The 12,874-nt window shown below is 58.6% G+C and carries 7 protein-coding genes; all 7 read right to left on the bottom strand.

Going from position 1 to position 12,874, the window contains the following annotated elements; genetic code table 11:
* Positions 1 to 34 precede the first annotated feature (34 nt).
* Positions 35 to 3,202 carry a SusC/RagA family TonB-linked outer membrane protein gene (locus tag MWH26_RS11000; RefSeq protein WP_247974320.1) on the bottom strand — a complete coding sequence of 1,056 codons (3,168 nt, stop codon included), beginning with the start codon at positions 3,200 to 3,202 and terminating at the stop codon, positions 35 to 37.
* 484 nt (positions 3,203 to 3,686) lie between these two features.
* A complete protein-coding gene (locus tag MWH26_RS10995) occupies positions 3,687 to 4,856 on the bottom strand; it encodes an MFS transporter (RefSeq protein ID WP_247974319.1) in 1,170 nt (389 codons plus the stop codon).
* 158 nt (positions 4,857 to 5,014) lie between these two features.
* Positions 5,015 to 6,145, bottom strand: a complete 1,131-nt coding sequence (gene tal, locus MWH26_RS10990; RefSeq protein WP_247974318.1) for a transaldolase — start codon at positions 6,143 to 6,145, stop codon at positions 5,015 to 5,017.
* A 254-nt stretch (positions 6,146 to 6,399) separates the two neighbouring features.
* Complete coding sequence (gene tkt, locus MWH26_RS10985) at positions 6,400 to 8,451, bottom strand: transketolase (protein ID WP_262921948.1); 2,052 nt, start codon at positions 8,449 to 8,451, stop codon at positions 6,400 to 6,402.
* 205 nt (positions 8,452 to 8,656) lie between these two features.
* The gene (locus MWH26_RS10980) at positions 8,657 to 9,655 is read right to left on the bottom strand and encodes an arabinan endo-1,5-alpha-L-arabinosidase (RefSeq protein WP_247974317.1); all 999 of its coding nucleotides are present in this window, start codon (positions 9,653 to 9,655) and stop codon (positions 8,657 to 8,659) included.
* 48 nt (positions 9,656 to 9,703) lie between these two features.
* Positions 9,704 to 10,699, bottom strand: a complete 996-nt coding sequence (locus MWH26_RS10975) for a glycoside hydrolase family 43 protein (RefSeq protein ID WP_247974316.1) — start codon at positions 10,697 to 10,699, stop codon at positions 9,704 to 9,706.
* An 18-nt stretch (positions 10,700 to 10,717) separates the two neighbouring features.
* Positions 10,718 to 12,844: an alpha-L-arabinofuranosidase family protein gene (locus MWH26_RS10970; protein ID WP_247974315.1), complete on the bottom strand. Its 2,127-nt coding sequence runs from the start codon at positions 12,842 to 12,844 to the stop codon at positions 10,718 to 10,720.
* Positions 12,845 to 12,874 lie beyond the last annotated feature (30 nt).

Genomic DNA, 12,874 nt, shown 5'->3' with positions numbered 1-12,874 from the left:
CGCAGCTCAGTTCCCTGAGCCTCGCCACACACTACTAGAAATTGAGTTGCACGCCACCAATGACCGTGCGCACGTTGGGGTACGAGCCGTCATCAATGCCACGGCTAAAGAAGCCGGTACCAGGCGTTTCAGGGTCGAAGCCGGTGTACTTGGTGAAGGTCAGTATGTTGGTGCCTGTCACGTAAAAGCGCACAGAGCCTAGGCTGGGTACCATACTGGTTAGGCTTTTCGGAATGGTGTAGCCAAGCTGAATGTTCTTGAGACGCAAGTAATTACCGCTTTCAAGCCACCGCGTGGTGTTAGCTAGGGAGTTTTGACCGGCGGCAATGCCTAAGTTACCTGCTCCGCCACCTTGTAGGAGTCGGGGCGTCGTTGTCGAAGGGTTATCGGGCGACCAAGGAGTTACGTCAGCATCGTAGTTGTTAGGCCCATTGTAGCTTTCCAAAGCCCGCTTGGCTACATTATATACTTTGTTGCCAAGCGAGGACTGCAGGAACAGCGACAGGTCAAAGTTCTTGTAACCTGCATTCAGATTTAGCCCCAATTGAATCTTAGGAATGGCACTACCTACAAATACGCGGTCTGCAAGGTCAATTTTACCGTCGTCATTAGTGTCCTTATAGCGCACGTCGCCGGGCGAGGCATACGCTTGAATAACGGTGCCGTTCGACGATTTATGGTTGTTTACCTCTTCCTGCGTTTGGAAAATACCATCGAATGGAATTAGAAAGAATTCACCTACCCCACGCCCAAGTTGCGTGCGAGTAGGGCCCTCACCGCCCCCAATCGTCTGGCCTTCAACCGCCACCTTAGTAACCTTATTCTTCACCGTAGTTAAGGTAAAGTCGGCGCCATAGGTGAAGGATTCTTTGTTCTCGTGGTAGCCAAGGGCCAATTCCAAACCGCGGTTCTCGAGGCTGCCTGCATTTTGCAGCGGATTACCGCCGAAGTTACCCAGGTACGTGGGCACTTGCACTTCGACAAGCGCTTTGCGAGTTTCGGCAACGTAGTAGTCAACGGAGAAGTTGAGCCGGTTATCTAGTGTAACCAAGTCGAAGCCGATGTTTTTGGTAGCGCGCTCCTCCCACTGCACATCAGGGCTGTTCAACCGAATCTGCGAAGCTCCGTTTACGATCTGCTGGTTTGTGCCAATGACGTAGTTAATATTCTGACCCACAAATGCGTAGGGCAGATAGTTGTCATACAGAGCTTCATTACCGATAACGCCGTAGCTGGCCCGCAGCTTCAGGTTATTGATTTGGGGTAATGCCGACTTAAAGAAATCTTCCTCGCTAATGCGCCAGCCCAGCGAGACGGCCCCAAAATCGGCCTGCTGGTTTTGCTTGGCAAAGCGCGACGACGCGTCGCGGCGTCCGCTCAGCGAGAGCAGGTAGCGGTTTTTATAGTCGTACGTAGCCTGCGTGAAAAACGAGCGGATGCCGTATTCCGTTGATCCGCCAAGGATTGCGCCCTTTTGGGTACCGGCACTCAACTCAAAGTAGTACCGGGGAGACGAGGTGAAGTTTTGAGCTCCTGCCTGCACGTTATGCTGGCGGTAGCTCTGCACACCATAACCCACCAGCGCGTTGATGTGGTTTTCGCCTAATGTCTTGGTGAAATTCAGCGTATTCTCGGCCATTAGGTACGTGTCATAACCTAAAAACTCATTCAGCGAAGCCGAGGTAATTTCTGTGTTCTGCCGGATGATGCCGGTTTTCTGGGCATCCACGTTGGCATAGGTGTGCAGGTTCAGGCCTACGTTCAAACGGTAAGTCAAGAAATCGAAAATCGATACATCGGCGCTGGCATTACCAACCAGTCTGTTTTCAGATTGAGTACGACGCAACAGTTCCTGGGCACCCACCGGGTTGGTGGCAAAGGTATTGAGGCGGGTAGAGCCTACCCCAAAGCCACCCTTAAGGTTGGTAGGGTCGTACACCGGAATGCTCGGAATCATCAATAGCACGTCAATGAACGGCACACCGTTCAGGAGCGTGGCATCGGTATGCAAAAACTGCAAATTTTCCTGAAACCGGAACCGGCCGCGGCTTATGCCTGAGTTCAAACGCAGACTGTAGCGCTTAAAGTCAGGGCCTTTTACAATGCCTTCCTGGTGGAAATAATCTCCTGAAACCAAAAAGTTGCTAGAACTTTTGTCGCCGACGCTACCGCCGCCAATAGTCAGATTGTAGTTTTCACGGCGGCCAACCTGAAGGAAGGCATCCTGCCAATCGGTATCGACACTGGGGTCGAAAGTGCCACCCTCCGATACTGGTACGGCGCCCGATAAGCTGTTCTGGCCTGCGTTGAGAATGTCGAGGCCCGCATTGCTATAAGCAACCCGCGCGCGTTGCGCCCACTCACTGGCGTTGGTGAGATTATACTTTTTGCGCGCCTGATCTACACCAACGTACCCATTAAAGCTGATGGTTGGTGTACCTGCCCGGCCCTTTTTAGTTGTAATCTGAATTACTCCATTAGCGCCGCTAGAGCCATAAACGGCCGTTGAAGAGGCATCCTTCAGTACAGTTAAGGTTTCAATATCATTGGGGTTCAAGCTACGCGGATCCGTAGTCCAGACACCATCAATGACGTAGAGCGGACCCGTATTGGCTAGGCCAAGCGAACCAATGCCGCGAATCGTTACTACTGGCGCGTCGCCGGGGCCACCAGTGCCTTGCACGTTCACTCCAGGGGTACGGCCCTGCAACTGCTGGGCTACCGTTGGTACGGGTGTTTTATTGGCTTCCTTTACATCGAGGCTGCTAGTAGCGCTGGTCAGGTTTTGCCGGTCTTGGGCTAGGTAACCTACCACTACTACCTCCGAGAGGCTGCGGCTGTCGGGAGCAAGGGCCACATTGACGGAAGTGCGGCCGCTGATGGGTACTTCCTGAGCGGTGTAGCCGACAAAGGAAAACTGCAGCGTGCCATTGTCGGGGGCGGTTAGCGTGAAGCGGCCGTCGGCATCGGTTTGGGTACCTACGGTGGAGCCCTTGACGATGACGTTCACGCCCGGCAGCCCACTGCCTTTTTCATCTACCACGCGGCCAGACACGGTAATGTCAGCGCGAGAAGCGGCAACTTGATGAGAGGAAGATTCATTGGCAATACCAACGGTGTGGGCAAGCGCAGGCTGCAGGGGTAGGCAGCAGAGCAGGGCTGGAATGGTAGCCCGGCGCATCTTGGGTATAGGCTTTTTCATGTAAGAGGGTGTGGGAATTATGGAAAGACTAACACAATCGTTTGTGTTTTTATTCTTCACAAACGATTGTGTACAGGAGTACAAAAAAAGGCTCGATGGAAAATACGGACCTAGGAGGTTCTGAGAAGGGTAGTGGGGTGAAAATCTACCCTTGAGCAGCAGCAATAACTTGGGTGAGTAAGATTAGCGAAATCGTAACAAATTACCAACAAATTATTACAGGTCTTTTTATGGAAAGCCTATTCACTGCTAAAAAGCAACGCTTCAATACGTATACTGTAGTGCATGAAACGGCATTGTACGCAGACCGGCACTACTTGCCAGGAGTTGTCGCGGGCAAGTACCTGAGTAGTATTACTAAGTAGCCGCGGCTAGTTTGCTGCTGTTCCTACACCATGACGGTAAGTGCTTTCCTGGCGTGTTGGGTTGTTAGACACTAACTGCTTGAGAAGCAAGCTCTACACAACGCAGCTGGCAGCAACCTTCAGGGCAGAACCGCAACCTTTAGGGAGGTGGGCTGCAGTTTCAGGCGAGCGGCCAACAGTCCAATAGCGGCTCCCAGCCCAGCAACCAGAGCAAAGGACACGCGCAAGCTCAGGACTTCCGCCACTAGCCCGATCAGCGGCGGACCCAGCAGAAATCCCAAGTAGCCAATGGAAGAAACCGTAGCTAGCGCCACACCCGGCGACACCGTAGTGGATTGGCCGGCCGCGCTGTAGGCCAGCGGCGTAACGGAGGCAATGCCAAAACCTACCAGTAAAAACCCTACCCCTGCGGGCACTACCGCGGGCCAGGCCACTGCTAACAGCAACCCGAGCGTAATCAGGGCGCTGCTGAGTTGCAGCATGCGTTGGGTACCGAAACGGTGGGTGAAATAATCGGAGATAAAGCGACCCAGGGCCATGGTGCTCATGCACGCCACGTACCCGGCCGTAACCAATGAAGCATCAGGCTGCACTACCTTCTGAAAGTACACCCCGCTCCAGTCAAACATGCAGCCCTCGCACAGCATCCCGCAAAAGGCAATCAGGCCGATGCGCAGCAGGTAGGGCTCTGGTCGGCGCAGGCTGGAGCCGCCGGCATCAGGGCCCGTATCCAGAGATAGGGTGCGCTGGTGGGCTAGCAGGGTGAGCAGTAGCCCGCTACCCGTTATGAGCAGGAAGTGTTCGAGCGGGGTGTAGCGCCACTGGAGCAGGAGGGTGCCCACGGCCCCGCCCAGAAAGCCAGCCAAACTCCATAGCCCATGAAAGGAGGCCATGATGGGTTTGCCGTAGGCCGCCTGCACGCCTATGGCCTGAGTATTCACGGAAATATTAAGCAGGTTGCCTGCAAAACCAAACAATACCAGACTGCTTGCCAAACTCCAAAAGCTGCCCGCCCAGCCCAGCAGGGGCAGAAAGCCCGCGTACAGGCAAGTAGCCGCCAGCACTACCAGTCGGCTGCCGTACGTGTGCACCAACCAGCCTGCTACCGGCAAGGCCAGCATGGAACCTACGGGCAGGGCTAGCAGCAATTGGCCCAGCTCGCCCTCACTGAGCTTCAGCCGCAGCCCGATGTCGGGAATACGGGAGGCCCAGGAGGCGAAACACAGACCGGCCACAAAAAATAGGGCGCTAACCGCTACCCGGTGCTGGACGGGAGTACGCTCCGCCATAGAAAAATATGGTAAGAAAAAGCGGGGAGAGCCCAAGGCTTTCCCCGCTTCACAGTACTACTAGCAGTACCCATCAGCCCCGAAACAGGGGCAGGGCACTTGCTTCACCAAGACAACAACGGCCGTGCGCTACTCCGGCCAGGCAAGCACAGGGCCCGTTAGGCCGGGGTGCTGGCCAAGGCTTCTTGGCGCTTCTGCTCCAGCACGCGCATCAGCTTGCCGAAGGGCTCCGTGAACTTCTGGGCACCTTCCTGCTCCAACTGGTTACTCAGGGCTTCCAGGTCGAGGCCCAATTCCGGCAGCCGGTCGAGCACGGCTACTTCCTGCTTATCGGCTAGGCGGTTGGCCGGCTGACCTTTGGCACGGTAGAAGTCCAGGGTTTCCACTGGAATAGTGTTGACCGTGTTGGGGCCGATGAGGGCTTCCACGTACTTCAAATCGTCGTAATTGGGGTTCTTGTTGCCGGTGCTGGCCCAGAGCAGGCGCTGGGGCTGGGCACCTTGAGCCCGCAACGCCTCCCAGCGCGGACCAGCAAAAATTTCCTGGAATACCTCATAGGCGCGCTTGGCGCTGGCAATAGCTACTTGCCCCACCAGGCTCTGCGCCAAGGCCCCTTTCTCGCCACCTTCCGCGGCCAGCTTTTCCAGCTGGGGGTCAATCAGCACGTCAATCCGGCTCAGGAAAAAGCTAGCCACCGAATCAATCCGGCGAATGGGCTTGCCGGCCGCTGCCCGGTCTTCGAGGCCCGCCAGGAAGGCTTCGGCCACCAAACGGTAGCGCTCCACGCTGAAAATCAGGGTCACGTTGACGTTCACGCCCGCGGCAATCAGCTGCCGAATAGCTGGTAAGCCCGCCGGGGTAGCAGGCACCTTAATCATTACGTTGGGGCGGTTTACCGTTTGCCAGAAGTGCAGCCCTTCCGCTACCGTGCCCTCGGTGTCGTTTACCAGCTCCGGCGATACTTCCAGGCTCACGTACCCATCGCCGCCGTTTTCGGGGTGGTCGTAGAGGGGGCGCAGCAGGTCGCAGGCCTGCTGCACGTCGGCCATGGCCAGCTCGGCGTAAATCTGGTCGGCCGAGAGGCCCTGCTGGGCCAGCCGGCGGATATCGTCGGCGTAGTCGTCGGAGCCGGCAATGGCTTTCTCGAAAATGGCGGGGTTAGAGGTTACGCCCCGCAGTCCATCTTCGGTAATCAGGCGCTGTAACTCCCCGTTGTGCAGGATGTTACGACGGATATAATCCAGCCAAATGCTCTGGCCGAAGTCGTGAATGGCAACAAGTGGGTTCATATGTGTGGGTGGTGTTGAAGTAGTAGAAATGTGAGAAAGTAAGTGGAAGGTGGGCAGTATACTCCGTAGTAAAGAGGTAAAAAGGACGTCATGTTGAGCTTGTCGAAGTATCTCGCGGGCTGACTCTGAATGACTGCCCTACATCGGCCCGCGAGATGCTTCGGCTACGCCTCTGCATGACCGTTACTTCACAACCTCAGCACACAAGATGCTTCATGCCGTTCAGCATGCCGTTCTGTTAAAGCCAACAAGTATTACGACAGAACTTCCTTCTTTTCAATTTCGGCGGGCTGCCCCTGCAGTACGTGGTGGGCCTGCTTGACTACATTCTCCACCGAGAAGCCGAACAGCTCCAAAACCGCCTCGCCGGGCCCCGATTCGCCGAAGCGGTTCATGGCAATGACGGTGCCCTCATCGGTTACGTACTTGTGCCAGCCCATGGGCGAGCCGGCCTCAATAGCCACGCGCTTGCGAACCGTGGGAGGCAGCACCTGCTGCTGATAGACCTTGTCCTGCTTCTCAAATAGCTCCCACGACGGCATGCTTATTACGCGGGCGGCCACGCCTTGTTCCTGTAGCGCTTCCTGGGCTTGCAAGGCCAACGCTACTTCCGAGCCCGTAGCCAGCAGCAGCAGCTGGGGCTGGCCGCCTTCGGCTTCGCGCAGGATGTAGGCGCCGCGGGCCACGCCCTCCCGAGCCGAGCCGAACTGGCTTGGGTCGAGCACCGGCAGCTTCTGGCGCGAGAGAATAAGTACCACCGGCGACTTGGGGGTAGTCAGGGCCACGCGCCAGGATTCCACGGTTTCGTTGGCATCGGCGGGGCGCAGCACCACAATGTTCGGGATGGTGCGCAGGGCCGCCACCTGCTCCACGGGCTGGTGGGTGGGCCCGTCCTCGCCCAGCCCGATGCTGTCGTGGGTGAAGACGAACGTCGCGGCCGACTCGGCCAGGGCCGTGAGGCGGATGGCGCCGCGCATGTAGTCGGAGAAGGTCAGGAAGGTGCCACCGTAAGTGCGCACACCGCCGTGGTGGGCCATGCCGTTCATGGCCCCGCCCATGGCGTGCTCCCGCACCCCAAACCAAATGTTGTTGTGCTCATAGGAGCCGGGCTGAAAGCTCACGGCCCCGCTGGTGGGCATTTCGTTGGAACTGGCCAGGTCGGCGGAGCCCCCGAACAGGAAAGGTACCGACTGCTTCAGGGCGTTCAGGGCTTTGCCCGAGGCCTGGCGGGTAGCCAGGGCGCCATCGGCGGCGGTAAAAACGGGCAGCGAGGCATCCCAGCCTGCGGGCAGCTCACCCGCAAACGAAGTTCGGAACAGTTCCCACGCTGTTGGGTACTCCTGCCGGAACGCCTCTGTTTTCTGCTGCCATTCTGCCTGAAGTTGTGCGCCGTGCTGCCCGGCCTCGGCCAGGTGCGTGCGTACTTCCTCGGGTACGATAAAGGTGGCTTCGGGGTCGAAGCCGAAAAACTGCTTGGCTTTTTTCAAATTGTCGGGGCCCAGCGGCGAGCCGTGCACTTTGCTGGTGCCTTCTTGGGGGCTGCCGTAGCCAATGATGGTTTTCACCGAGATGATAGAGGGCCGCTCCGTATCCTGCTGGGCCGCCCGAATGGCCGCCTCAATGGCATCCAGGTCGTTGCCGTCGGTCACGCGCTGGGTATGCCAGCCGTAGGCCGCGAAGCGGGCCAGGGCATCCTCGGTGTAGGAAAGGTTGGTGGGCCCGTCCAGGCAGATATCGTTGTCGTCGTAGAGGTAGATGAGCTTACCCAGCTTCAAGTGGCCGGCTAGGGAGGCTGCCTCGGCCGCAATACCCTCCATCAGGTCCCCATCCGAAACGATGGCGTAGGTATAGTGGTCCATCAGGGGGTAGCCGGGCTGGTTGTACACGGCCGCCAGGTGCGCCTCGGCCATGGCCATGCCCACCCCGTTGGCGAAGCCCTGACCCAGGGGGCCAGTAGTGACTTCCACGCCCGGCGTGATGTTGGACTCCGGGTGGCCCGGCGTTTTGGAGTGCAGCTGCCGGAAGGCCTTCAAGTCGTCCATGGACAAGTCGTAGCCGTAGAGGTGCAGCAGGCTGTAGAGCAGGGCCGAGCCGTGGCCGGCCGACAGCACAAACCGGTCGCGGTTGGGCCACTTAGGGTCCTGGGGGTTGAAGCGCAGAAAGCGGGAAAACAGCACGTAGGCCATGGGCGCAGCCCCAAGCGGCAGGCCCGGGTGCCCAGAGTTGGCCGCCTGTACCATGTCGACCGACAGCAGCCGGATGGTGTTCACGCTTAGTTCAGCGGGGGAAGTAGCAGAGTTAGTCACGGGAAGTCAGAAAAGGGTAGGACAAATGCCAAGCTACGGCTTCGCGGGGCCTTGGGCTAGGCTCAAGTGAAGCGGAATAAGAGAAAAAGGACCGGAATCGATACCGTAATCGGTGCCGGTAGCTGGCAGTCTGGCAAGTAAGTTGAAAAGTAGGGTTTGTTGGCAATATGCACAAACGATTGTGCGCTGAAACAACGGCTTTGTCCTAAGGTTGTACTACCGGCCAGCCCGCTGCATCCCAGCTAAGCTTTTCCAGCCGAAGCTTGGAGCGGCCCTTGTCAGCCGCGTCGTAGCCGTGGAAAACCAGATAATCGGTCTGGTCGAAGGTGTACACCGAGTTATGGCCCAGGCCAAACCAGTTCTTGTCGCCGGCCAGCACCTGGGTACCGCCGCCCTGCTCCAGGGGAGTGCCGGCCTTGTCCAGGTAAGGACCGGTAACGGCTTTGGCGCGACCCACCATAATCTTATACGTGCTTTGCGGGCCTCGGCAGCAGTAATCGAAGGACGTAAAGAGGTAGTAGTAGCCGTTCCGACGGAAGATGAAAGGCGCTTCAATGGCCCCGTCGCCGGGCAAGGAATCGTTGAGTTGAGGGGTGCGGGGGCGCTTGGCAATAGTGCGCCACTGCTCAGGCTGGGCCGGGGCCGTAAGGTCGGGGCGGAGCTTAACCAGCTTGATGCCTTCCCAAAAAGAGCCAAACGACAGCCAGGGCGCACCCGCCTCGTCGCGGATCAGGTTAGGGTCGATGGCGTTCCACATGTCGCGCCCCGGCACCGACTGCACTACCCGGCCCTGGTCTACCCACTTGTAGTCTTTGGAGGTAGGGTCTAGGGTTTTGTTGGTAGCCAGCCCAATGCAGGACGTATTCTTACCAAAGGCCGAAATCGAGTAGAATAACGAATACACGCCGTTGTGAAACGAAATATCGGGTGCCCAAATGTGGTTGTTCTTAAACCCTGGCACGGCCTGGGTGGCCCAGGCGGGGGCTTCAGCAAAAACAGGCTTTTCCCGAGTCCAGGTCTTACGGTCCTTCGACGACCACACCGCAATGCCGGGCCCCGTGCAGAACATGTAGTACGTGCCATTCTGCTGGGCCATTACTGGGTCGTGGGCCGGAATAAGCGTCGGAGCGGTTTGGGCCCGGGCCTCCACCACAGTCAGCAGCAAAGCTAGGGGTAGCAGGCACTTTCGTAGGGCTGAATACATAAACGATTGTGTTGAGTGGAAGAGGCATTGACTGTGCCGGCCAACGAATTACTTCGCGGGCTTCACGCCTTCCGTCGTCATAACCACCCGCTTCATCGTCCCATCCTTATTATAGTAGAGGTAGTCAATGCAAACAGAGCGGCGGAATGAGCCCCCGTCAGTTGGAATGCTACCGTTGTGGTAGATGAAGTAAGACTGGCCCTTGAAGTCGATGATGGCCTGGTGGTTGGTGTTGGAGTTGCCGGCTACCTCATTGAGCAGGCCCTTGAATTCCCAGGGGCCTTCCGGGCTGCGGCTCATGGCATAGGCAATCTTCTCAGGAAACTGGTAGGCGTAGCTTAGATAGTACCAGCCACCGCGCTTGTGCACCCAGGGTGCCTCCGTGAAGTTGGGCAGGGTCGTCACCTTATTAATGGGCCCGTCCAACTCCGTCATATTGGACTTGAGCTTGGCCCAGTAGCAGTTCGTATTGCCCCAGTAGAGGTAGGCCTGGCCTTTGTCGTCCACGAATACAGTGGGGTCGATGTCGTCCCACATGATGGGGCTTTCGGTCAGGTTGTTGGTAATCAGGGCCGAGCCCCGGGCGTCCCGGAACGGGCCCGTCGGGCTATCAGCCACGGCTACCCCAATGGCCTTGCCCGGCACGGAGCCGTGCTCTACGGCCGCGTACCAGTAGAACTTGCCGCCTCGCTCAATTACCTGGGAAGCCCAGGCATCATCCTTGGCCCAGGCAAAGGCCTTGACGTTCAGGGGCGAAGCATGCTCTTTCCAGTGCACCATGTCCTGGGAGGAGTAGCATAGCCACTCGTGCATCACGTAACCGTCGCGGCGGGGCGGGGCCTCGTCGTGGCCGGTGTAGAGGTACACGGTACCGTTGTGTACCAGAGCAGCCGGGTCGGCGGTGTACTTGTCTTTAATAACTGGGTTGCTAGCCACGGGCACCGGGGCCGCCTGCCCCAGCGCCGCGGTGGGCGCTAGGGTAGGGGCCGCCAGCAGCAAGCTGGCCAGCAGGGGTAAAGCGGCGGGAAGCAGGGCGTTTTTCATGGGTTGGGGGGCCATTGCTTAGCGCTTGCCGGGAATGCGCAGCACCGTGAACGAGTTAGGGGCCAGCGTGTAGGTTACGTTCGAGGAGGAAATCTTAAACGACTCGTCCTTGGGGGCAACGTTCATGGGCTGGTTTAGGCTGTTCACGGCGTTGAGGTCGTTGCTGGCCAGCACCGTGGCTTTGCCGGTTTTGCCCAGCTTTTTCACGCCTTGCAGGCTAACCGTAACGGGCCGGGCCTCGGGCGAGTAGTTCACCAGCTTCACAATGATTTCCCCGGTTTTATCGTCGGCGGTGGCGCTGCTGAACAGGTTTTCGGCCCCGTTCTTGGCACCCGCCCCGCGCTGCACCGGTAGCATGGTAGTGCCGGGGTTGGTACTGTACATCTTTTGCACGTAGTAGTTGGGCGTGCCGTAGGCCTTCAGGTTGTCAAACCAGATTAGGTCCGGCGTCCACTGCCAGGCATCCACGTGGGCGAACAGCGGGGCGTAGGAGGCCATGATAACCTTATCGGCGTTGCGCTCCAGGCCGGTCATGAAGGCGGCTTCCGAAATGGCACAGTCCCAGCTATTCTTGTTGTCGGGGCTCCCGATGGCCACGCTCTGGGCGGCGTACTCGCCGGCGAAAATCTTACTGCCGGTGGTGGGGTAGTTGTCGTAGCGGCCCACGTTCTGGCGGAACCACTCGGGCTTGGCGTAGTAATGCTCGTCAATAACCTCGGCCTTCAGCTCGCGCAGACGCTCCGTGGCCTTAGTGAACAGCTCCCCGTCGGGGCTCGGACCGGCGCTGGATACAATGTTGATGCTGGGGTACTTGGCCTTCACGGCTTTCATGAACGGCTCGTAGCGCTCCAGATACTGGGGGCCCCACTGCTCGTTGCCAATACCGATAAACTTGAGGTTGAACGGAGCGGCGTGCCCCATAGCCACGCGCTTAGCGCCCCAGGTGGAGCTGGCTGGACCGTTGGCAAACTCAATCAAATCCAGCGCGTCCTGAATAAACGTTTCCAGGGACGGATCATCGTCGGCGTGGTTGTGGCCGGTGCTGGCTGAGGCGCTGGGGCCGCTGCCGCCGCCCGTGGCCGCGCTGCTGATGGGAGCCAGCTCCGAGGAGTTAAACTGGCAGGCCATGCCCACGTTCAGAATGGGCACGGGCTCAGCCCCGATGTCCTCGGAAAGCTGGAAATATTCAAAGAAGCCCAGCCCGAACGACTGGTAGTAATCGGGGGTGGAGCGGTGCCGGAACTCCATGTTCCAGCGGTTAATCAAGGGCACGCGGGAGGCCAGGTCGCCGATGGATTCCTTCCACTGGTAGCGCTCCGACAGGGTCCGGCCCTCCACGATGCAGCCGCCGGGAAAGCGCAGGAAGCCGGGGTTCATATCCTTGAGCAGCTGCACCAGATCAGTGCGCATGCCGTTCTCCCGCTGGTTATAGGTGTCTTTCGGAAACAGCGACACTACATCAATATCCAAGGTTCCGGCGCCTTCCAGCGTCAGCTTAAGCTGGGCCCGGGCCGCCGTGGCGGAGGGTTTTAACACAACGGTGTACTTCTTCCATTGGTCGGTGAGGCCCGTAACCTGGGTTTCGGCCAGTACGCGGCCCGAGGTAGCCGCTTCGGGCCCCGACCCCGGGCGCCCTTGCTCTTCCAGAGCCACCCGCAGGCCACTCACGCTACCCGGCCCGCGCCGCAGATACACCGAAAACGTATACTCGGCGCCCTGCTTGACGCCCATGCCCCGGAAGCCTTCGTTTACCAGGCCCGCGTCGGGATTGGCCGTGCGGGCCGTTAGGCGCGCAAAGTGGTTGTTGGTGGCGCTGATGGGCCGCTCGCTTACCACGGTGTACGTCTGCAGGCCGGCCCCGCCCCGAATGGCGTTCCAGCCAATAAAGTGCTGACCCTGAATCTCAAACGATTTGTTTTTGACCAGCTCTGGGTACAAGCCGCCATCAGCCGCGAAGTTGATGTCCTCGAAGAAGAGGCCGTACATGGTTTTGGCGATGGGTGCGCCGGGCTTATTAACCTGGACCGTCAGGGTGTTGGCCGCCGTGGGTTTGGTTTGGGCTAGGGCAGCAGGTAAACCAAGGGCGCTGCACAAAGCCAGGCCCGTAGCCAACTGCGCAATACGGGTGGGGGAAGATGTGGGCATAGGAGAAAGGGAAATGAGCGAAGTGCGGGT

The sequence above is a fragment of the Hymenobacter sublimis genome (assembly GCF_023101345.1).
GTDB classification, from domain to species: Bacteria; Bacteroidota; Bacteroidia; order Cytophagales; family Hymenobacteraceae; genus Hymenobacter; species Hymenobacter sublimis.
This window is presented reverse-complemented; position numbering and strand designations above follow the sequence as displayed.

What these genes read in the sequence shown, in the direction of transcription:
- MWH26_RS10995 (WP_247974319.1), bottom strand. Translation starts at nt 4,856, where the DNA reads ATGGCGGAGCGTACTCCCGTCCAGCACCGGGTAGCGGTTAGCGCCCTA.
- MWH26_RS10975 (WP_247974316.1), bottom strand. Translation starts at nt 10,699, where the DNA reads ATGAAAAACGCCCTGCTTCCCGCCGCTTTACCCCTGCTGGCCAGCTTG.
- MWH26_RS11000 (WP_247974320.1), bottom strand. Translation starts at nt 3,202, where the DNA reads ATGAAAAAGCCTATACCCAAGATGCGCCGGGCTACCATTCCAGCCCTG.
- tal (WP_247974318.1), bottom strand. Translation starts at nt 6,145, where the DNA reads ATGAACCCACTTGTTGCCATTCACGACTTCGGCCAGAGCATTTGGCTG.
- MWH26_RS10970 (WP_247974315.1), bottom strand. Translation starts at nt 12,844, where the DNA reads ATGCCCACATCTTCCCCCACCCGTATTGCGCAGTTGGCTACGGGCCTG.
- MWH26_RS10980 (WP_247974317.1), bottom strand. Translation starts at nt 9,655, where the DNA reads ATGTATTCAGCCCTACGAAAGTGCCTGCTACCCCTAGCTTTGCTGCTG.